The following is a 22,548-nucleotide window of genomic DNA, read 5'->3' as shown; positions in this document are numbered from 1 at the left end:
TAACCGTATTTTATCAAATTGCAATAATATATAGCGTCTTATTACAAGTATTCATTAATTATCTTTAATGCTAACCGTCATATATTAACCGTTAAAACAGTATAAACGCTATAGCAAGGGTTATAAAAACATTAAAGGTTTGCGCAATCAGGAATGCATACAACGGTTTCTTGCTGTTCTTGTTAAAAAGATCGGCAAAATTGGTTTCCAGCCCGATACTTGTAAACGCCAGCGCAAACCACAGGCCCTGTAAGCTCTTTAAACTATCTTTAACCGTTGCAGCGCCGGTTGGCGACAAAAAGAACGAGAACAACAGTGAAGCACCGATAAAACCAAGCACGAATTTGGGGAAACGCTCCCAGATCACTTTCAAAGTTGGCTTGGTATCTTTGTCTTGTGCCGAGGGGTGTTTGGTATATGTCCAGTAAATGGAAATGGCGAATGCGGCAAGGCCCAGCAAAACGTTTTGTGAAAATTTCACAATAGTACTGATCTTTAAAGCCGTTTCGCCCACCAGTGACCCTGACGCAACCACTGCACCCGTGGTGTCAATGCTTCCGCCCAGCCAGGCACCTGTAACAGCCTGCGAAAAGTTAAAATAATGCGCTATAACAGGCATAAATATCATCATAGGAATGGCGGTAATCAGCACCATCGAAATTACATAAGATAGTTTTTTTGAATCACCTTTGATAGCTCCAGCCGTGGCAATGGCTGCTGATACGCCGCAAATGGATACCGCACTCGAAATCATCATGGCTATTTCATCGTCAACCTTTAGCTTTTTGCATACCCAATAAGCAAAGTACCATACTGATGTTACCACAAGTAAAGCCTGGATGAGCCCCAATGACCCGGCTTTTAATATATCTCCAAAAATAACGCCGGTGCCTAAAAGCACCAAGCCTATTTTCACAAACAATTCGGTTGAAAGAGATGATTTGAGCCACTCGGGCAGCTTGATAAAATTGCTGATCAGCAAGCCTAAAACAAGGCTGAATATGACCGCCTCAAGGTTTAAGGTTTTTGCCTGGCTGCTGCCGGCCAATACCAAAGCAAAAATTGTAACCAGATAAACCAATGGAAAGCCAAATGCATAATTTTTAATTGACTTACCGGTAATAAATGCGCCGATGCCCCCAATAATAAACACAAAAACAAACTGGATAAATATTTTAGTCAGGTTGGTAGTGCCGAGGACTGTTCCTGTTAATTCTGTACTATTTTTCCACCCGAATGCAGGAATTGGTAAAAGCAGGCCGGCTAATGAAAGAATGATGATCAATGAACCCAAAATAACCACTGCCCAATCTTCGTGCAGTGTTAGTTTGTTTTTAGCAGTTGACATAAGTGAAGGTTTATAATCTGATAATTTGTTATGATTTTATATGATGTTAAAAACATCTTTTAATGCACGTTTAGCCGAATGATAACCACACATGCCGTGTACCCCGCCTCCTGGCGGTGTGGACGACGAACAAATATAGATGCCTTTTGCCGAGGTGCGGTAAGGCGAAAGCCGCAATACCGGCCGGGTAAATAACTGCCCGATATCGATTACCCCACCGTTAATATCTCCTCCAATGTAATTGGGGTTATAGCTTTCCAGTTGTTGTGTATTAAAAGTATGCCTGCCAATAATATGTTCACGAAATCCCGGAGCAAAGCGCTCAACCTGCTTTTCAATAATATCGGTCATATCTTTAGTTGAGCCACTGGGAACGTGGCAGTAAGCCCAGGCGGTATGCTTGCCTTCGGGCGCACGGGTATTATCAAAAAGGCTTTGCTGCGACAGCAGCACAAACGGCTTCTCGGGGTGTAGCCCATTCCATACCTGTTGCTCGCCGGTAACAATTTCCTTTAATGTACCACCTATGTGTACTGTTCCCGCTTTTCGTACGTCTTCGGCTTTAAAAGGAATGGCTCCGTCAAGTGCCCAGTCAATCTTAAAAACACCCGCGCCATAACGATAACGCCTCAACTGCCATTTATATAACGATGAAAATTTGAATCCGGCAATCTGCATCAATTGTTTGGGTGTAACATCAAACAAAACAGTATGTGCTGATGGTAACTGATCAAAGGAATTGATAAAGGTGTTCGTTTCTATCTTACCTCCTATAGATGTGAAATATGATGCCAGTGCTTCTGCTATTTTAATGGAACCGCCTTTGGGTATAGGCCAGCCTTTCAGGTGGCCGTTGGCCATTAAAACCAAAGCAATTGCCGATGTTGCCAGATTGGTAAGTGGTTGTATACCATGCGCCGCCATCCCTGCTAAAAGACCTTTGGCTTTCTCAGTTTTAAACCGCTTGGCTAAGAAGGTTGCCGGTGTTAAAGCATCCAATCCAAAAACAGCCAAATCAAGCGGATGCTTTGGGTAGGTTAACGGACCTAATAAATCAGGGGCCAAACCAGGCCAGGATTTTGCCAGATGTGCCATCAGCTTTAAATAAGCATCTCTATCCTCTCCCAAAAGCTCAGCAGTTTCAATGACGGATTTTTTGAGCACCGCCGCTGTCCCTGTATCAAATGGATGTGCCGCTGCCACTTCCGGGTAAATATATTCCAGACCATGCGCGTGCAAGGGCAGCGTTTCAAAAAACGGCGAACCCGCAGCCAGTGGATGGACGGCAGAGCATACGTCATGCTTAAAACCGGGCAGCGTAAGTTCTTCGGTACGTAAACCACCGCCGATTGTACTTTTGCCTTCCAGCAATAAAACTGAAAGCCCGTTTTGTTGTAACAATATAGCTGCCGCAAGGCCATTTGGCCCCGAGCCTACTATCACTGCATCATAATCACGTTTCTCGGGTTTCATAAATACTTTCTGGTATTTCCGCTATCAATCTACTACCTGTAAACGGCAGTTACATGATCAAGCACAATATACACATTCATTCATTTGTCGTTTGATTAAAATTATAATGGGTATATAAACGGTATAAAAACCTTCTCTGCAAATGTACAGGTAGCGACTACCATCTGTTCGTCAGAACAACGCGGGAAGATGGCGTTTCCGGTAAGTGTTAAAAACAAGCTCAGGAAAAATGATTAACGGGTCTATGCCTATACTTTTTATTTTATTGCATTAATTCCTTGCAATAATTGGCGCTGCATAGTGTGCCAATGTCATTACGGTAACCTGCGGATTTACCCCCAGGCTGGTTGGGAATACGCTGGCGTCGCAAACAAACAAGTTGTCAAATCCAAACACTTTAAAACCTGCATCTACCACACCGGTTTTAGGATCATTACTCATCACATTACCTCCTTGCGGGTGTCCGGAACCTGTTGAAATATCAGGCGAGGCTTTCACATTTTTGCGCAGGTTCTCCTTTAGCTCTTTTACTGTTTTGTATTCATAATAGTTAAACGTATTTGGCATCACCCGTTCTGCACCGCCATTTAAATATATTTCTGCAGCTTTTTCCAAACCGTCCATCAGGCTGTCAAAATCATCTTCGGTAGGTACATAATTAATGTCACGTCCAAATAAGCCGGCAATTTTTACTTCGGCATTTGATGCTGTGCCAACCAATATACCAGTGCAAGCCATATGGCTGTATTGCTGCATGTTGTAAAAATGCTGATCAAACCAGCCTGGCATAGCTGTTGATTGAAACATAGGTGGGTTAAACCATGTTTCCATCACATATCTGCGGTCGTTCGTTTTCAAAAAATGAGATATCTGTAATCCGTCGTAAGAATTTACAGGTTGCGTAAAAGCCGCCGTTATCTGCGTGCCAAAATTAAATGCCAATTTTTTGCCTGCATTTGCAATACCCAGTTTTGATTTCATTAACAGGATGCTTGATGATACAGCTCCTGCAGACGACACAAAAGTATTGCCTTTAATAGTAATCTGCCGTCCGTTTTTGAACTTACCTGTAAGCGAAACTATCTTGCTCCCATTCCGGTTAAAGCTTATTGCTTCACAATTGGCTATTATTTGCAATGCATCGGGGTTTGCCAGCTGAGTTTGGGGCAAAATGGTATCGAGCATGGAAAGTTTTTTACCATACATGCAGCCAATATTGCAATAGCCCGAACCCAGGCAACCGTTTATGTTGGCCATAACGGAATCTAACTCAGGCTTATCATAGCCCATTTTTTTACAGGCATCGGCAAAAAGCCGCCCTCCGGGGTTTAAAAACCGGTCGTCAGTCATGGTGGGGGTGTGGGATATTTTCATGAGCTTATAAACTGCCTCCATTGAGCTTGCGTACCTTTCCCGGTCAATATCTATGCCCATTTCATTTGTCCACTTATCCAGGATATGAGCAGGTGTTTCAAAGCAAACCGCATTATTCACTACAGTAGAACCGCCAACACACCTGCCCTGAAATACTTGGAATCGAAAATCGCGGGAAAGCTGCAAAGCACCATCAGCATACAATCTGCTCACCATATCCACTTCATCTTCTGAAAATGTAAGCGTCTGCTCAAGGCCGCCGAATTCTACAAGCAACACCTTTCTGCCTGCCTGCACTAACTGATTGGCTAAAATAGAGGCCGCCGCACCGGAACCTACAATAACCACATCCGCGGTTATTTCACTTGTTTTTATGTCTGTTTCCTCCAGCACCTTCAATAAAGCTGCCTGAGAATGGGTGCCCGGAAACTGCCTTTTTCTGTCATCAATATCTTTCCTTTTAGAAAACGGCACATAACCAATGCTTTCATATACCGCGGGGTCGCTGTAATAACCCATAAAGCAAAGTTGTTTGCTCATTCGTATAGCAGCTTGCACCAATTCACCGTACCAGCGCGGCGTATTTTGAAATTCAAGATCGGTGATAAACCTTTTTTTAAGAAACGCCAGGCGCGCGGCAGGCTGCATCAAGCTTAGCAGGGGGTTGAGCGACAATAGCGGATACACCTCCATGGCGGTAAGCACCATTTTCATAACCCATTTGCTTTGAGCCTTGAATTTGATGAGATAGGTATCTACATTTATTGCCACTTTTACAGGCTCTATCTGCAGTTTAAATCTGTCAGTATCGCCGGATATGCAAACCTCAGCCAAAGCCTGTAATGTTTGAAATTGCTGTATTGACAAATATTTAAGGTTGTAACGTGCTATGCCTGCTGCCCTGAACAATATCCAAAGCACAACAAAAACAACAGTATAGGTGATCAGTTGCCAGAGGTGCGTGGTGCCCGCGGTGGCCTCCCTCCCACGGATCCATTGCATCGCTGTCCATATTATGGCCAATGCCAATACCCATTTAAACAAGCGTATCAGCGGACTAAAACGACGCACATCGCCTATTGCCAAAGCCAATAACAGAATAATTAAAAATACCTGTAATACAGAATTCCCTGATATTGTGGCATATGTATTTCCGGCTGCGGTTCGCAAAAATGCAGGTGTTAGCTTAGGAAAAAAATGAAAGAAAAGCGTAATTACTGACAAAACAAGAAGTAATTTCAAAAAAGACTTCAGGTATTTTTCTGCTTGTACCAATTCACGGTTCATAATATCAAATTTTATATAAATGTCATTTTTGTTACTGCATCTTTTTAGGCATTACCAGGGCAGGTACCTTATTTCCTGCGGATGCCCAAGCAAAAAATAACAGTAAAATATATTCAGGTTTTCACCAAGCGACAGGTAAGCTTTGCAAAGCATCAGGTCATGATCGCCCTCGTTTGGTAATACCACAAAATCACGTATCACCCTAAAAAAGCTAAGGGTAAACTTGTGAAACGGGATATCGTAATTAAAATGAGCCAGGTGTAAATACGGCTGATATAGCTTGTGATAGGGTTCATCTTTTACGTATGATGTTCTGAAATATCCCAACTGGTTAGGCCTCACCTTATGCAAGCCAACCTCCCATTGTCCAAGGTATTTCTGATGATCCTGTATCACGGTTTCGTTGTAACCATAATTAGCGCCATCCCTTTTATAGAAACCCTTTTTAAACTTTTCGCCTGATATTTTACCAATGGGTTCGTGATTCCACCCACAGTATATAAGTCCGTTTAATTTTTCTATATCCGGAGGTGTTCCTTCCAGCAAAATCTTTTCTAATGTGGCCTTGTCGCATTGGGCAAGGGTTTCGTAGGTCCATTTCTTTGACATAGCTTTATGTTTTTAAATCGGATTAAACATTTCAAGTCGGGTTTCAATCATTACTCATCACATCAGACAACCGGTTTCCAGGTTTCATTTCCCAGCAAATTATTTTTATCCAATATGTTTCGTAAAGTTGGTTCAACCCCTGCTGTTACGGCGCTCTGTTTAATGCGTGCTGTAAGCTGGTCATACATTTGCTGGTCAGGTATGGCATTCACCTGCGAAGCCATGAGTGTACTTAGCTTAAGGTATTTTTGCCGGTTTATCCATACCAGCGTAATTATAAACGCTGCCACAACGCCAATGCCCACTAAAAACCAGGTGGCGTATTTTTGAATTATCGAAAGATTTGAATCAAGACTTTTATTTAAATCATTGTTCAAAAAATGAGACAGCTTGAGCAAAGTTGAATCGGTAATGCCCGCTTGAAAACGGGTTGTAAAATGCTGCATCCCCGTATCAATTATATCACTCACCTGTTTCCTCGTTTCGTCGCCAAGTAATTTATTTTTTAAGGTCACCAGTTTGCCGTTGGTCTCGTCATTTAAAACAGCGGCAATGAGCGCCTGTACTTCTGCTTTTGACTTTGCGCCGATCAGCGCTTCACGCAGGTTTTCTATATTCTTGCGGGTTTGCTGTCCGGAAGCATCCTCTACCAGTTGCTTTACAAATACCGACCAGCGTTTAGTAAGTAAAGAATCCAATACTTTTTTCAGGTTTTTATTGGTACTGCTGCCGGCTATTATAATTGCAGAATCAAGTGTTTTATACAGATCGGCCCGAATAGCTGACTCAACAAGTCCGGAATCAATTCCAATAATCAGGTTCTTTCCTATGGATCTTGTCTGGCTGTTAAAGCCCTGGCCCAGGCTGCTGCCTGCATTTTTAAATGCGCTGCAGCCGGATAAGAAACCGCAAAAACATATCAGATAAAATATTTTTTTCATGGCTCAGTTTTTTTCAATTAGCGGCAAGTCATCGTCGCGCAGAGCTTCATCGTTCCAGCGTTGTAAAGGATAAATCTGTAGCTGTTTGGCACTGTTATAATCAAAATGAAGAAATGTATAGGTTTTATCAATACGTATATCTGCAGATGATGCCTCAAACACAGGCATCCAGGTACCAGTGTTCAAATACCATTTACCATTTATATTTCTTTGTTCAGGATTGTGTGTATGGCCAAACGTTACCACCTCCAATTCGGCATTGCCATTTAAAACGCCTTCGGCATAGGTAACAAAACTCGCCGGTGGGCTTAATTTTACCAGCGTCATGAGCCTGCCAAGTAAATAAGAAAGAAACAGGAAGCCGAGGTTTTTACCCAAGTTCAGTATTTGCTGTAAAATCCATGAAGAATCATTTATTACGGGCCCTTTCGGCAGGCTCCGGTAAACAGCATATCCGGTAATGGCAAGCGGTAAAACAATGATGAGGAAAAAAGTGATAGCATACTTAAAAACCTCCCACCACATCTTCTTGGGGATGAGCAAAATAGTGAAAGGCACATAGCAAAAAACCATTTTCAGGGCCAGTGGAAACCGTTCGCGGAACAACACGAGCAGAATATTTTCCCGGGGCCTTACGTTATCAATAAAAGGATAAACGAGCTCTATCTTATTGATCAAATACCGGTTAAAAAATGAGCCAAATGGCAGATTCAACTCTTGCTTATTATCGCTAAGCACATTCCCCTTTACGGCTGTTGTGTTTTCATAGCAATGGCCATGTTCTACATAAATCTTTTTATCGATGATAACGGAATGATCAGCAAACGTGGTGTGGCTGATAATTGCAGGCAATAAACCGGCTGTTGATAGTTGAAGCTTTTGAGAAAGTAACTTTGCAAGGTAATATTGCAAATAGTTTTGAACAGGTTTCCAATACCACTCCAGGTCATGATTGCCTTTGGTAATAATTAATTCATTGCCGTGATATATCCATAACGCGAGCCGCTCAAACAATGCCTTATGACCAGACATGCACACATGAAGTTTCCACACGGATTTATAATCATTGGTGCGCATTCCAAACGTTTTCTCTTTTTTGATAATGGAATCGCGGAGTTCTTGCTGCGTTTTAATAACCCCAACTATATGCAACATTTCTCCCCAATCCGAAAAATCCTTATCAACTACAGGAAAATTACAGATGCGTAAAAAGTCAATAAAATCGCCATTTATTATTAGTAACGCTTTGGCCGGGTCACTCTTTTTTTCCAGATGATCAATGAATCGTACAAATGACTGATCGGCAAAAAAGTTTTCTGTTCCCTCGTAATTGTTGTTCGTATTTATTCCTGCGGCCAAATGCAGGTCACTGATCACAAATATCGCCTTGCCATCAGAGTTGATCTCTATTAAAGGCGTTCCATAGTTGTTCGGTGGGAAATTAAATTCTCTGGTCCCGCTTTCTTGCATGGCGGTTTAGGTTTAAGTAATTGGTGCAGAGGTTTGGTTGTGCTTCTTCTTATTGCGCTACTTTTTAAAGAACAGCTACATTAAACAAGTGTTGCAAAATAGGCAGTCAATCAACTATATTAATTGATAATCAGCAATATATAAAACAATTTTCATATTTACAATAGCCACTGTACCTTTTGCCACCTTCTGAAAACGTTTATACCGGTTAATAGCAGACCAGTAGCCCTCATCATCAATTCAAAAGCTCTTAAATTATTAGTTTGAGCATTTTTCGTCGCATTTGCGACAGATGGATTTTGATTAATTATTGTATTTTTAGTGACTAATACCTTTTTTAATCTGCAAATGCATCACCTGATCATTCAATACGCCAGTCTTCTCGCCATTATCCTGTTAGTAGTCATGGCGGGACAAAAAATCAAAATAGCTTACCCAATTTTACTTGTGCTTACCGGATTGGTACTGGGGTTTGTTCCCGGTTTAAGCGGAATTGAAATTGAGCCCGACATGATATTTGTGATATTTTTGCCCCCCTTGCTATATGAAGCCGCCTGGAACACCTCCTGGAAGGATTTCTGGAAATGGCGTCGGGTTATTACCAGTTTCGCGTTTCTGATTGTTATTGTTACCGCTTTTGTTATCGCTATAGTTTCAAGTAATATTATTCCGGGTTTTACACTTGCGCTTGGCTTTTTATTGGGTGGCATTATTTCACCTCCTGATGCAGTTTCGGCCACTGCTGTACTAAAGGATGTAAAAGTACCAAAAAGGCTCATCACCATACTGGAAGGCGAAAGTTTGTTGAACGATGCATCCAGTTTGGTTGTTTTCAGGTTTGCACTGATAGCTGTAACAACCGGCACTTTTGTTTTTAGCCATGCGGCCGTCAGCTTTGTGATAGTAATTGTTATGGGCATAGTTACCGGCCTTGTTGTAGCGTTGATATTTTATGCTGTTCACCGCTGGCTGCCTACCACTACCAATATTGATATCATACTTACATTTTTAACCCCTTATGCCATGTATATAGTGGCCGAGGAATTTCATGTTTCGGGGGTGCTCGCCGTGGTAAGCGGCGGACTGTTCCTGTCGGCAAGGCGGCAATCTTTTTTAACCCATCGCAGCCGGCTGCAGGGAGTAAATGTATGGGAGGCGGTAGCCTTTGTACTCAACGGTTTTGTTTTTATACTCATTGGGCTTGAATTTCCGGTTATTATCAAAGACCTGGGGCCGGCCGGGATAAATCCGGCTATTAAATATAGCTTGATCATTACAGGGGTATTGATCATCACGCGTTTGGCCAGTACTTATGGTGCTTTGCTTTTTACCATATTCATCAGCAAGTATATCAAAACAGCCGATAGTAACCCGGGCTTGAAGGGGCCCCTGCTGTTGGGTTGGGCAGGTATGCGCGGTGTAGTATCATTGGCTGCCGCGCTCAGTATCCCCGCAACTCTTCATTCAGGTGCGGCTTTTCCGCATCGCAGCCTTATTTTATTTATAACTTTTACCGTGATTTTGGTTACACTGGTATTGCAGGGTTTAACGCTTCCTGCTCTCATTAAATGGGTAAACATGCCTGATCCTGATTATACCATCCCATTTGAGCAGCAAAAGCAGATGGTCAGAAAAAAACTCTCCAAATTATCTTTAGATATCCTTGAAAATAAATACGCATCCCAACTTAAAGATAATGACATGGTAAAATCGCTCAAAATGAAACTTGATGCTGATATGGAACTGTTAAACGATTGGGAAAAAGGCGATAACAGTCATCGGGCTGATGATTTTTACCGCGACTACCGAACGGTTATTAATGAATTAATGACACAACAGCGCGACCTATTGAGGACACTGAACAAAAAAGAAAATATCAATGACGATATTATTAAACAACAACTGGATCTGCTCGATTTGGAAGAAGAAAAAATACGCCAGCACTTTGATCATCGCGAAGAATAACCTTGTGCTTTTTGATGCTGTCATTGATCTGTTACCGGATCGGCAGGCGCAGGTTTTGCAGGGTCATATATGGCAACACCAACCCTCGAATCAGCGCAACCGTAATATAAAAACCATTTCTTTTTAAAATATACCATTCCTTCTATAAAAACAGTTCCATTTACGTACTGCCCGCTTTTTTCAAACGGTTCCATTGGTCTCAAAAAAGGCAAGTCGAGTCTGCTTAATGGTTTAGATGGATTCTTCCGATCAAATAAAGCTTGCCCGGCGCAATATGAATTGGCATTAAATCTCTTATCCCGGCCCTCGGCCGCCTTATTTTTGCCGTTATAAAATAAGATGATCCCTTTATTGGTCATTAAAGCGGGCGGACCACATTCGGTAAGGTCGCTATCAAAATACCCTTTGCGTGGCGATATCAGCTCTTTTAATTCTCCGTTCTTGTTAGTTACAGCCGCCCAGTCAACCAGGTTGGTTGAGGTAGCTGCATATACATGGTGCTCTCCCCAATATAGCCAGTATTTGCCTTTAATTTTTATGATCACTTGTTTACCATTCACCACCCGGGTAAGTATAGAGGCCGATTTGCTGGCTATGTTAAAAAACTTTCCGTTATAGGCTGTTTGAAAAATTGGCCCGTGTTTAGTCCAATGGATCAAATCGGTTGAAGTCGCTGCGCCTAAACGCGGTACATCACGGTTCCATTCGGTATAAAATACCACATAAGTCCCATTTGGTGTAACTGCCACCCGGGGGTCCTCGCATCCGCCCGGCCATTCATATTTTTTGGCCAAATCATTTGCCGGATAAAGTACCGGTGTCTTTAGTCTTTTAAAATGGATGCCATCATTGCTTTCAGCATAACCCAAACGTGATGTGCGATACCCGATGCCAATACCATATTGGTCTTCGGCCCGGTATAACACAACTATTTTATTATTCTTAATAGCTGCCGCCGGATTAAAAGTGTCATTTGCCTCCCAGGCTACTACCTTCTGGCTTACCGGGTCTGTAAATTTAGAACTCGTATCTGGCGAAATAATGGGATTTACATCTACCGGCCGGGCAAAGCCTCCAAAAGCCCACGAGGGTAATTTATTATCATTCGACTGTCCAAAACAAGTTTGGGCAAATAAAACCAGTATTAAAATTCGTACGGATCTTAACAGATTTATCATAAAATACAGTTTATTACACTTCAACGTATAATTATTCGGGTTTAAAAAGAGGATCCCTGAATTTATAAACTTCGAATTTTCTTTTTACACATTATAAATTTCGCGGTTTAAAAACCCGTTTCTGAATTTTCCATGCGGATCATATTCAGCTATTGTTTTTTTGAAATCATCAAGCTTTTCATATCGTGATTCCAATACTTTTGGAGCCATGGTAAATATTTTGCCCCAGTGTGGCCTTGCATTAAAAGGGGAAAGCTCTTTTTCGATAACAGGTAGCAGCTTTAATACAGCTTCGGTTTCCTGTTTCCAGGTAAAATGGATGGTGACCGAGGCTTGATTGTGACATGGGCTCATCCATAAGCTGTCAGCAGCAATGGTACGTATCTCGGTTATAAAAAGATGCGGACCTATTTGTTTTCCTAAACTGGCAACAGCCTCAATGGCTTCAACAGCATGACGCATAGGAACAAAATATTCTGATTGAAGCTCCTTACCGCTGCTCGGTGTAAAACCCATCTTAAAATGTGGCAGTCTTTCATACCACGGACCTGGCACTCCCATTTGCTCCGTACAATTTTCGGCAGAGAGTGCTATTATGGGATGCAGATTTTTTTTTGCCGCCTTTGCCCCATAAAACTCAGGGCCATTTTCGTCTTTATCGGTACCAATGCGGCTTTTTATCCAAACTTCATTGATACTGTCTTTTTGCCAGTCAGTAAATAAACTGACGCTGTAACCAGCCGAAACTATTTTTTCAAAGTGCTGTTTCACCTGTGCCATAGGCATATCGGTAAAAACACGCTGACGCATCATATAGGTTGGTTCTACTTGAAGAGTAACTTTGGTAATAACGCCAATGGCGCCAAGACTAACCACAGCGGCATTTAATTTTTCGGCATTTGCGGCTTTTGACAGATGTACTATGCTACCATCAGCTATAACTATTTCCATAGCTGTAACCGCGCTGGCCAGATTACCGTTTTTAACACCTGATCCATGTGTGGCTGTTGTACATGAACCTGCAACAGAAATATGAGGCAGCGAAGCCAGATTGGGCAAGGCAAACCCTTGTTTATGCAAATATGGCGCAAGTTCACCATACTTAATCCCTCCCTCTACCGTCACAGTTTTTGCCTTTTTATCAAGGCTTATAACCTTATTCAAATACCTGGTTGACAATAAGTTATCTTTACTATCAGCAATGGCATTAAAACAATGTTTCGTACCCAGGGGTTTAATTTTGCTATGTTTTTTTATTAATTGTTGTACCTCATCTACCGATTTTGGGTAAAATACATGATCTGTGCTGTAAGTAAGATTCCCGGCCCAGTTTTTTAACCTTTCAGGTTGATCCAATACTTTAAATGATGACAATAACGGAGTAGCCATTAAGGTAGTGCTTAATTGTATAAATGTTTTTCTTTTCATAATTTTCTTAGGTTATTACAATGTAACACTAAAAAATCACGAATAAAATACGTTTTGTTTTTCAGGGTACATTTTACCTATTTTATTTTAATTACCCAATTAAAAACATTTTTCCTTTAGAACCCTTTTATACTTAGCTATTTAAACCAATAATTCACAACATTATGAAACACGCATTCATTTTTGGGACAAGCATTTTTTTGAGCAGTCAAAATACCCTAACCTATGTTAACGGCGATAAAAGCACCGAATTTTTAAAGATCCTGTCCTTTTATCACTATCAAAAAGGCATGCCTGACCGTGTGCTTAGTATTGATGCCAACATCCTTTCTACTTCAGGAGAGTTGATCAGGGTTAGCGGTAACCGGCTTGAAGAGGGTCCCTCAACCATTCATGTAGAAGCCGATGCTAACCGTGTTTGGGTATATCAATCAGGGCACCATGAGCCGGTTTTAGATGTGTATCAGTTAGATACGCATGAATATGCCGGGTTATCAAGTCATATTACCAACGAGATTGGGGTACAGCACCCCGACGCGGTACTCACTATTAAAGGTAATTTTATGGTTGATGACGCGCATTTTTTAATCGAGAACGAAAAAATGTTTATCAATAATAATGGTTTTGCCAACGGGGTTGAAAACGCGCACTATGGTATCATGCTGTCAGCCGGCGAACCGGCCCATTGAAGCAGTCATAATTTATCATCCGCTATTATGAACCTTTAGACGCATATTCTAAGGGGTTTTTGTTTAAAATATTGTTCAAATAAGTGAATTTTAACAAATAAACCGACATTTTTGAGCGTTTTTTTTACTATTTAAGCCCGGATTAAATTCAATAGCCGGATAACGTTTAACATCAAAAAAAATTAGGTTATAAATATTTTAAGGTCATCAAAAAAGGCCGTTACACAATTGATTTATGAACGGCCTTTTTTGATGAAGATGCCAGCACTTAACAAATGTATTAAGTTGTTTTTGAAGCGATGGGTTCTATCGCCTCCAGGGCCTGGGCAAATATCTCGTAAGAGCGCATCCTGGCTTGCTGATCATATATATGCGAAGTAGCCATTACCTCGTTGACCTGGGTTTGCTGTAAAAAATCCTGCATTTGGGCTTTTATAGTTTCCTGATCGCCAATAAACGAATAAGCCAGCATTTGATTTACAGCTTCCTTCTCATAAATGTTCCAAAGGTTGTCCATACTTTCAACGGGGGGCGGCAACAACTTTCGCCTGCCGGTAACTACCCCCATAAAAAATTGCTGAACCGAGGTTGCAAGCCTGGCAGCTTCTGCCGCGGTATCACCAGCCACCACATTTACGCAGGCCATAACATATGGCTCGTCCAGGTATTCTGATGGTTGAAAGTTTTCGCGGTACAAACTAATGGCTTCCCTGAAATAGGTGGGCGCAAAATGGCTGGCAAAAGCATAGGGCAAGCCCATTGCCGCAGCCAGGTGAGCACTGTCGGTGCTTGAACCCAGTATCCATATAGGAATATCAAGTCCCTCGCCGGGTACGGCCCGTACCTTGCTGTCCCAGTTATCATCCGAAAACAGGCTTTGCAGCTTTTTTACGTCCTTAGGGAAATTATGGGGAGCGTTAAAGTTTGCCCCTCTTATAGCCATTGATGTCACCTGGTCGGTACCCGGCGCGCGACCCAGGCCCAGGTCAATACGGCCGGGATATAATGACTCAAGCGTTCCAAACTGCTCGGCGACAATTAACGGGGAATGATTAGGCAGCATGATACCGCCCGATCCAACGCGGATAGTGGATGTTCCGCCGGCAATATAGCCTATTAGTACGGCGGTAGCCGAGCTGGCTACATTGATCATATTATGGTGTTCGGCAAACCAGTAACGGGTGTAGCCTAATTTTTCAACGTGTTTTGCCAGTTGCAGGCTATTGGCGAAACTGTCTGCGGGCGTTTGCCCTTCTATCACCGTTGCCAGGTCTAAAACCGAATATAATGTCTTGTTTGATCGTTTAATGTCCATTGTTAAATTTGTTTTTCATGCGGGTAAGGTCTCAAAAGCCACACCATGAATATCCAAATTTAAATTTTAAGTAACTGAACACAGAGCGTTGCCGCGTGATATGACTTTTTACAAACCTAAATTTTACACTTAATCATCTTTTGCGGATCAAAGAAATGATTTAGCGGCCCGCTGCCGTTCCCTGTTTTAACGTCTGCCCCCTGTTCAATGGCGCTGTGTACATAATTTTTTGCTTTCCCGATTGCGGTGATCATATCACAGCCCAAAGCCATAAAAGCCGCAATTGCCGATGAAAGCGTACAACCGGTTCCATGAGTATTGTTGCTATCAATAAAGTTGGATTCAAACAGGTGTTTCAGGCCATTTTGGTCAATATACACGTCACAAAGTGTTTTACCTTTTAAGTGCCCTCCTTTTATCAGCACCGCGTTACAGCCCAGTTCAATAAAACGGGCAGCAGCATTTTCCATATCCGCAACATCCGCAATGCTCCTGTCTGCTATTAACATGGCCTCATCCAAATTGGGTGTAACCAGGGCGGCCAAAGGAAAAAGCCGGTCTTTTAATACAGTTATCGTTTTATCTGCTGCCAGCTGATAACCACTGCTTGAAACCATCACCGGGTCAAGTATAACCGGGATATGATGATATTCCTGTAAAATACCGGCTATGATCATTGCTGTTTCGGCTCCGGGTATCATGCCTATCTTAATGACCACCGGCTCCATATCAGCTATAACGGCCTTAATTTGCTGACCAACAATTTCATGTGGAACGGGATGAACGGCGCTTAATCCTAAAGTGTTTTGTACCGTGACGGCAGTAACAGCCGTTGTGCCGTAGCAGCCCAATGCGCTAAAAGTTTTAAGATCGGCCTGAATGCCGGCGCCTCCGCCGCTGTCAGACCCGGCTATACTCAGCACTACCGGATATTTGTATTTCTCCATGCTTTAACTTTAAAAGATCCCGTTCTTTATGCTGTACATTTCGCCTGTAAAAACCGGTTTTAACAGCTGCACAGCCATTTTACTGCGTTGACCTGTCTGGCAGCAGAAGATCACTTTTTTATGTACAGGAAGCGTGCCTGCCTGTTCTGTTAACTCATATAACGGAATATTGACCCCGCCAATGTTGTAGTCGTCATATTCATAAGTTTCGCGCACATCAACAAGATAAACTTCGTTGGAATTTTGAGCCAGCCATTGGTTTGCCTCATCCATACTTATTTCATAGTTACCCGGCGATGTTTCCTTTTTCAGACTGCTGCCCGGGGATGCCGCTGTTTGCTTCGTCACATTAAAAACGTTAACGCTGTTATCAAGTGAGTTGATGGTTAAAAACTTACCCGACAGCACCTCACCCATCCCGCAAATGATCTTGATGGCCTCATTGGCCATGTAGGTACCCACCATGCCGGGCAGCACACCTATTACGCCTGTTTCGGCGCAATTAGGCACTTCGTTTTCCGGCGGCGCTTCGGCAAATATATCCCGGTAGCCCGGGCCGTTATGATAATTAAATACAGCTACATGCCCTTCAAACTTAAACACAGAGCCAAATACCAGTGGCTTACCCAGTTCCACGCAAACATCATTAACCAGGTACCGGGTGGTAAAATCGTCAGAGCCGTCAACAACCAAGTCATAGTTGCTCATTAAGCTCCCGGCGTTTTCGGGCGTCAGTTTTTCGGGATAAGCGTTTATTGTGATATGCGGGTTCAACAATTCAAGTTTTTGTTTAGCAACTACAGCTTTAAACCTGCCCACATCTGATGAATTGTATAATATTTGCCTGTGCAGGTTGCTTATATCAACCACATCATGGTCAACAACGCCTATGATACCCACTCCCGCGGCCGTTAAATATTGCAAAACCGGGCAACCCAGTCCGCCGGCACCTACCATAAGCACTTTGGCTGCTTTCAGGCTTTCCTGGCCGGCAAGTCCAAATTCCGGCAGTATCATCTGGCGGCTATACCGCTGCTGTTCGTCGCGCTTTAACATGAGTTAAAAATTATTTGCCAGGCAGTTATCCCAGTCCTTCCATACCGGTTCGTAACCCTGTGCTTTGATCATTTTGGCAATCTGCTGCGGACTGCGCTCATCTGAAATTTCAAATTGCTCCAGTGATTCGGGCTCAACGGTATATCCGCCGGGATTTGTTTTTGAACCCGCGCTGATAGCCGTTATCCCCAGTTTAACAATATTATTCCTGAAACCGGGCGATTCGCGGGTTGAAATAGCTAATTCAACTTCCTCATTAAACAAACGGTAAGCGCAAATAAGCTGCACCAGTTCGCGGTCGCTCATTTCCACTTTTGGTTCCAGGCCGCCGCTAAACGGGCGCAAACGCGGGAAGGAAAGACTGTATTTGCTTTGCCAGTATTTTTTTTCGAGATAATTTAAATGCAGTGCGGTAAAAAAACAATCGGTTCGCCAATCTTCCAGACCAATAAGTACGCCAAGGCCCATTTTGTGGATGCCCGCCTGACCAAGCCTGTCGGGAGTTTCCAGCCTGTATTGAAAATTTGATTTTTTTCCTTTAGGGTGATGTTTCTTATAATCCTCCTCGTGGTAAGTTTCCTGGTAAACCAGCACCGTATTTAATCCGTAAGGTGTTAACTGCTGATAATCTTCCAGGTCAAGCGGCTGCACTTCCATAGATATGTGCGAAAAATGGGGCCGTATCAGGTCAAGTGTTCTTTTAAAATAATCTACATGTACCGTTTGGTTGGCTTCGCCGGTAACCAGTAATACATGATCATAGCCCATGTCTTTTATAGCTACCACTTCCTGAATGATCTCCATGGGCGACAGCGTTTTGCGCCGCACCTTGTTATCAAAACTAAAACCGCAGTAGGTGCAAATGTTATTGCACTCATTGGAAAGGTACAACGGAACATACATCTGTATCACCTTCCCAAAGCGCTTCTGCGTGAGCTGCTGGCTTATAGCTGCCATTTGTTCCAGATAAGGAGCGGCAGCCGGCGACACCAGGGCCTTAAAATCTTCGAGCGTACGTTTTGGCGAAGCCAATGCGCTTTCCACATCACCGGCGGTTTTGGCATAGATGCCGGCCCGGGTATCATCCCAGTTATAGGTATCAAAAATATCGTTAAAACTACTCATTCAAAAAAGAAGTTAAAGGACTGCTGGCCACCGCATGTACAGCCGGCAATGCAAGTTTTGCTTCAAATGCCATACGGCCTGCTTCCACCGCCATTTTAAAGGCCGCGGCCATTTGTACCGGGCTGCCCGATACTGCAATAGCCGTATTCACCAGCACGGCATCGGCGCCAATTTCCATTGCTTTGGCCGCATCTGAGGGTGCGCCTATCCCGGCGTCAACAATAACCGGAACATTGCTCTGGCTAATGATGATCTCTAAAAAATCAATCGTTTTTAGCCCTTTGTTGCTGCCAATGGGCGAACCAAGCGGCATTACCGCCGCGGTGCCGGCATCCTCCAGGCGCTTACATAAAACCGGGTCGGCGTGAATATACGGCAGCACAACAAAACCCATTTTGGCCAGTTCTTCGGTAGCCTTCAGCGTTTCTATGGGGTCGGGCATCAGGTATTTAGGGTCAGGATGTATTTCCAGCTTTATCCAGTTGGTTTCTAATGCTTCACGGGCAAGCTGCGCGGCAAATACGGCCTCTTTGGCTGTCCTTACGCCCGATGTATTGGGCAACAGGTTAATGTGAGGATATTTTAAACGGATCAGTATATCGTCCTTCTGATTATTTTTTACATCAACACGCTTTAGCGCAACCGTTACCAGTTCTGATCCTGAAGCCAACAAGGCATCCTCCATTAAAACGGACGAGCTGAATTTACCTGTACCGGTAAATAAGCGTGAATTAAAAGTTTTTCCGGCTATTGTTAACATCATTGTTTTGATTTTCACACTTCATTTAAAAGTGTCATGTTTAAATATTCATACATTGCTTTAACCGTGTATGCCGGGTTTTGGGCATAAGTTATAGCGCCCGATACGGCTACACCATACAGGCCGGTTTGCATAATGGGCACGATATCCTCCGGTAAAATACCGCCAATGGCTATGATGGGAATATTGATACCTGCGGCACGAACCTCGCTGATAACGCTTTCATACCCGGTTATCCCCAGTATTGGGCTTAGCTTTTGTTTTGTTTTGGTAAACCTGAATGGACCCAGCCCGATGTAATCGGCGCCTTCGGCTACCCTTTGCTGTATGTGCTGAAAGGTATTGGCGGTACCGCCGATGATCATTTTTGGCCCCACAATTTTTCTGGCTTCGGTTATTGGCATATCCTGCAAACCCAGGTGAAGCCCGTAAGTCCCGGCTTTAAGGGCAATTTCAGGATGATCATTCACTATAAGCTTCGCTTTATAAGTGGCGCACAATTCATTGATTTGTAAAGCGCAATCCAATATTTTGGCTACGGGTTGATCTTTAACCCGTAACTGGATCCATTTACAACCGGCATCAAGTGCTGTTTGTATAGCCGTTAAGTGTGTGCCGTTTTCGGATTGTTGCGATATGTAATGTAATTTATCTATCATAGTGATTTTCAATTAAGTTGGCAGCCGCTTGTTTTAAGCTTTTAAAAGCAGGTACAGCCCCGTCAGGGTTGTTCCAAACCGCTCCTAAAACAGCAGCGCCGTCAAAGTTCATGGCTGCTATTTGGTTCAGGTTAGCTTCATTTATACCACCTAAAGCAATTATATTCAAATTATTATATACCTTACTTAAAGTAAAACTACTGCTTAGTTTTGATTGATGACCGGGTTTAGAGATGCTGTTGAACACCGGCCCAAAAAAGGCATTATCAAACCCGCTTAATGTTTGTAACGTAGCTGTTTCATGCACCGATGTGCTTAATATACTTCCCTGTTGTTGCAACAAAGTCAACTTATCAATATCTGTAGCCTTGCGGTGTTTTTCCGTAAAATGCAAGCGCTTCATGCCAAAATCCATTGCTATTTCATGGTGTTGATGTAAGGCAACACATTGGTGATATCGCTCATCTATTTGCCTTATTAAAGCCGCTGCCTGTTGCCCGCTATAGTTGGGCTTGCGCAAATGAAACCTATTTAACCCAGCTTCAAACAGGCGGTTAATGATATCCGCTTCGTTGGGTATAGCTTCAGGATTTGATATAACTATCAGCTGCATAGCCATTTTTAGTTGGGCATCAATAATATCTCCTTATGTCATCGCCGGGAGGAACAACGAAGCAATCGCAAACTACGCAGGCCTCTGTATAGCATGAGATTGCCGCGCTATCCCTCGCAATGACCTATTTTAATCCATTTTTTTTAAACTTTCACTTACAGGTATATCTCACTCCCTTTTTCGGTGAACTCTTTTGATTTTTGTTCCATCCCTTTTTGCAATACGTCCTCTTCCTGTACGCCATTTTCTTTAGCGTATTCCCGCACATCCTGCGTAATTTTCATTGAGCAAAAATTAGGGCCGCACATTGAACAGAAATGGGCAATTTTAGCCCCCTCGGCAGGCAGGGTTTCGTCATGAAACTCCCTGGCCGTATCCGGGTCAAGCGACAGGTTGAACTGGTCGTCCCACCTAAACTCAAACCGGGCCTTGCTTAGCGCGTTATCGCGGTACTGCGCGCCCGGGTGCCCCTTGGCCAGATCCGCGGCGTGTGCAGCAATTTTATAGGTGATCACTCCGTCCTTTACGTCTTTTTTATTGGGCAGGCCTAAATGTTCTTTAGGTGTAACGTAGCAAAGCATAGCCGTGCCAAACCAACCGATCATGGCGGCGCCAATTGCCGATGTGATGTGGTCATAGCCCGGTGCAATATCAGTAGTAAGCGGCCCCAGGGTATAAAAAGGCGCTTCGCCGCAATGAGCCAGCTGTTTGTCCATGTTAGCCTTTATCATGTGCATAGGTATGTGGCCCGGACCTTCAATAATGGTTTGCACATTATGTTTCCAGGCAATTTTGGTAAGCTCGCCCAGGGTTTCCAGCTCGCCAAACTGGGCGGCGTCGTTGGCATCGGCAATACAGCCGGGCCGCAGGCCGTCGCCTAACGAAAAGGACACGTCATAAGCCTTCATGATCTCGCAGATCTCTTCAAAGTGCGTGTACAGGAAATTTTCTTTATGATGCGCTAAACACCATTTTGCCATAATGGAACCACCGCGCGATACAATACCGGTAATACGTTTAGCCGTCAACGGCACATAACGTAACAGCACCCCTGCATGAATGGTAAAATAATCTACCCCCTGCTCCGCCTGTTCTATCAGAGTATCCCTGAATAGTTCCCAGGTCAGGTCTTCGGCCTTTCCGTTAACTTTTTCAAGAGCCTGGTATATAGGTACAGTACCGATGGGCACCGGAGAGTTACGAATGATCCATTCGCGGGTTTCATGGATATTTTTACCTGTCGACAGGTCCATAATGGTGTCAGCGCCCCAGCGGCAAGCCCATACCGCTTTTTCAACCTCCTCCTCAATACTTGAGGTTACCGCCGAATTGCCAATATTAGCATTGATCTTGACCAGGAAATTCCGGCCGATGATCATAGGCTCGGCCTCGGGGTGATTGATATTTGCCGGGATAACCGCCCTGCCAGCGGCTACCTCCTGCCGTACAAATTCTGGCGTTATATGCCCTTTGGGAGTATTGGCCCCAAAGCTATGGCCCGGGTGCTGGTGGCTCATTACCTCATATTGCCCGTTTAACTGCTCCTTTAGCAGGTCAATGCGCTGGTTTTCGCGGATGGCTATGTATTCCATCTCGGGCGTAATGATGCCTTTTTTGGCATAGTGCATTTGCGATACATTGCTGCCCGGTTTGGCGCGAAAGGGCCTGGTTGTATTTACAAAACGCAGGTGATCCAAACCCGTGTCATTTAAACGCTCCTGCCCGTATTGTGAGGTTATTTGTTCCAGTTGTTCTACATCGCCCCTGTTCTGTATCCACTGCTCGCGCAAGCGCGACAACCCTTTTTTAACATCTATAACGGCTTCGGTATCGGTATAAGGGCCGCTGGTATCATATACAGTTACGGGTGCATTAGGTTCGGTTTCGCCAAAGCGGCCGTGCAGTTTGGTATCGCTCAGGCTGATCTCGCGCATCGCCACGCTAATATCATGAAGCTGGCCTTTCACGTAAACTTTTTTCGACGCCGGAAACGGCCCGGTGGTAATTATTTGGCTGGTGGGTATTTTTTCTGCTTTCATATTTGAGGTAAATTTTATCCGCCCTGGGTTGCTGTAATGATAATGACCTGGTCGCCGTGCTTAAGCCGCGCGGTACCCCAGTCTGCTTTTGAAATAATGGTTTGATTAATAGCGATAGCGAGCCCGTTCGAGGCCCTGTTCAGGACATCAGACAGCAGCGTTTGCACTGTGCATTCCGGGTAAATAGTATAAAGCTGTTGATTTACGGTGACTTCCATTCAGTTTATTATTAAATAAATAACTATAGGAATGGCCCCGTTTAAGGAAGGAAA

At 43.5% G+C, this 22,548-nt stretch carries 19 protein-coding genes; 2 read left to right on the top strand and 17 right to left on the bottom strand.

What is annotated here, in order from left to right; all coding sequences use genetic code 11:
* Positions 1-91 precede the first annotated feature (91 nt).
* From J2W55_RS14660 to J2W55_RS14635, 6 genes are all read right to left on the bottom strand, one after another.
* Positions 92-1,348, bottom strand: coding sequence for a YeiH family protein (locus J2W55_RS14660; protein WP_310096900.1), 1,257 nt, complete (start codon positions 1,346-1,348; stop codon positions 92-94).
* A 36-nt stretch (positions 1,349-1,384) separates the two neighbouring features.
* Positions 1,385-2,821 carry a phytoene desaturase family protein gene (locus J2W55_RS14655; protein WP_310096896.1) on the bottom strand — a complete coding sequence of 479 codons (1,437 nt, stop codon included), beginning with the start codon at positions 2,819-2,821 and terminating at the stop codon, positions 1,385-1,387.
* A 270-nt stretch (positions 2,822-3,091) separates the two neighbouring features.
* Positions 3,092-5,482, bottom strand: coding sequence for a GMC family oxidoreductase N-terminal domain-containing protein (locus J2W55_RS14650; RefSeq protein ID WP_310096893.1), 2,391 nt, complete (start codon positions 5,480-5,482; stop codon positions 3,092-3,094).
* Between the two features lie 51 nt (positions 5,483-5,533).
* Complete coding sequence (locus J2W55_RS14645; RefSeq protein WP_310096890.1) at positions 5,534-6,091, bottom strand: hypothetical protein; 558 nt, start codon at positions 6,089-6,091, stop codon at positions 5,534-5,536.
* 62 nt (positions 6,092-6,153) lie between these two features.
* Positions 6,154-7,032 (bottom strand): hypothetical protein, encoded by an 879-nt coding sequence (locus J2W55_RS14640; protein ID WP_310096887.1) that lies wholly within the window; start codon positions 7,030-7,032, stop codon positions 6,154-6,156.
* Between the two features lie 3 nt (positions 7,033-7,035).
* Entirely contained in the window at positions 7,036-8,502 is a 1,467-nt protein-coding gene (locus J2W55_RS14635) for a metallophosphoesterase (protein WP_310096884.1), read from the bottom strand.
* A 348-nt stretch (positions 8,503-8,850) separates the two neighbouring features.
* Between J2W55_RS14635 and J2W55_RS14630 the strand changes: the two genes are divergently transcribed.
* Positions 8,851-10,467: a Na+/H+ antiporter gene (locus J2W55_RS14630; RefSeq protein ID WP_310096882.1), complete on the top strand. Its 1,617-nt coding sequence runs from the start codon at positions 8,851-8,853 to the stop codon at positions 10,465-10,467.
* A 20-nt stretch (positions 10,468-10,487) separates the two neighbouring features.
* On the opposite strand, the gene J2W55_RS14625 is transcribed toward J2W55_RS14630, so the two are convergent.
* On the bottom strand, positions 10,488-11,645 hold the full coding sequence (locus tag J2W55_RS14625; protein WP_310096879.1) for a beta-1,2-mannosidase: 1,158 nt from the start codon (positions 11,643-11,645) through the stop codon (positions 10,488-10,490).
* 84 nt (positions 11,646-11,729) lie between these two features.
* A complete protein-coding gene (locus tag J2W55_RS14620) occupies positions 11,730-13,073 on the bottom strand; it encodes an FAD-binding protein (protein WP_310096876.1) in 1,344 nt (447 codons plus the stop codon).
* Between the two features lie 164 nt (positions 13,074-13,237).
* Here J2W55_RS14620 and J2W55_RS14615 point away from each other — a divergent pair, with 164 nt between their 5' ends.
* Entirely contained in the window at positions 13,238-13,762 is a 525-nt protein-coding gene (locus J2W55_RS14615; RefSeq protein WP_310096873.1) for a hypothetical protein, read from the top strand.
* 280 nt (positions 13,763-14,042) lie between these two features.
* On the opposite strand, the gene J2W55_RS14610 is transcribed toward J2W55_RS14615, so the two are convergent.
* From J2W55_RS14610 to thiS, 9 genes are all read right to left on the bottom strand, one after another.
* Positions 14,043-15,077, bottom strand: a complete 1,035-nt coding sequence (locus J2W55_RS14610; protein ID WP_310096870.1) for an LLM class flavin-dependent oxidoreductase — start codon at positions 15,075-15,077, stop codon at positions 14,043-14,045.
* A 116-nt stretch (positions 15,078-15,193) separates the two neighbouring features.
* A complete protein-coding gene (gene thiD, locus J2W55_RS14605) occupies positions 15,194-16,024 on the bottom strand; it encodes a bifunctional hydroxymethylpyrimidine kinase/phosphomethylpyrimidine kinase (protein WP_310096867.1) in 831 nt (276 codons plus the stop codon).
* Positions 16,025-16,033: 9 nt separating this feature from the next.
* Complete coding sequence (moeB, locus tag J2W55_RS14600) at positions 16,034-17,080, bottom strand: molybdopterin-synthase adenylyltransferase MoeB (RefSeq protein ID WP_310096864.1); 1,047 nt, start codon at positions 17,078-17,080, stop codon at positions 16,034-16,036.
* Between the two features lie 3 nt (positions 17,081-17,083).
* Complete coding sequence (thiH, locus tag J2W55_RS14595) at positions 17,084-18,205, bottom strand: 2-iminoacetate synthase ThiH (protein ID WP_310096861.1); 1,122 nt, start codon at positions 18,203-18,205, stop codon at positions 17,084-17,086.
* A complete protein-coding gene (locus J2W55_RS14590) occupies positions 18,198-18,965 on the bottom strand; it encodes a thiazole synthase (protein WP_310099077.1) in 768 nt (255 codons plus the stop codon). Before J2W55_RS14590 ends, thiH begins: the two co-directional genes overlap by 8 nt.
* 14 nt (positions 18,966-18,979) lie before the next feature.
* Positions 18,980-19,624, bottom strand: a complete 645-nt coding sequence (locus tag J2W55_RS14585) for a thiamine phosphate synthase (RefSeq protein WP_310096858.1) — start codon at positions 19,622-19,624, stop codon at positions 18,980-18,982.
* Entirely contained in the window at positions 19,614-20,243 is a 630-nt protein-coding gene (locus tag J2W55_RS14580) for a thiamine phosphate synthase (protein WP_310096855.1), read from the bottom strand. Before J2W55_RS14580 ends, J2W55_RS14585 begins: the two co-directional genes overlap by 11 nt.
* 149 nt (positions 20,244-20,392) lie before the next feature.
* Entirely contained in the window at positions 20,393-22,276 is a 1,884-nt protein-coding gene (gene thiC / locus J2W55_RS14575) for a phosphomethylpyrimidine synthase ThiC (protein ID WP_310096853.1), read from the bottom strand.
* 14 nt (positions 22,277-22,290) lie between these two features.
* The gene (gene thiS, locus J2W55_RS14570; protein ID WP_310096850.1) at positions 22,291-22,494 is read right to left on the bottom strand and encodes a sulfur carrier protein ThiS; all 204 of its coding nucleotides are present in this window, start codon (positions 22,492-22,494) and stop codon (positions 22,291-22,293) included.
* Between the last annotated feature and the right edge of the window lie 54 nt (positions 22,495-22,548).

The organism is Mucilaginibacter pocheonensis (assembly GCF_031456535.1).
GTDB classification, from domain to species: Bacteria; Bacteroidota; Bacteroidia; order Sphingobacteriales; family Sphingobacteriaceae; genus Mucilaginibacter; species Mucilaginibacter pocheonensis.
Note: the sequence above shows the minus strand (reverse complement) of the source record. Positions and strands in the feature narration are given on the sequence as shown.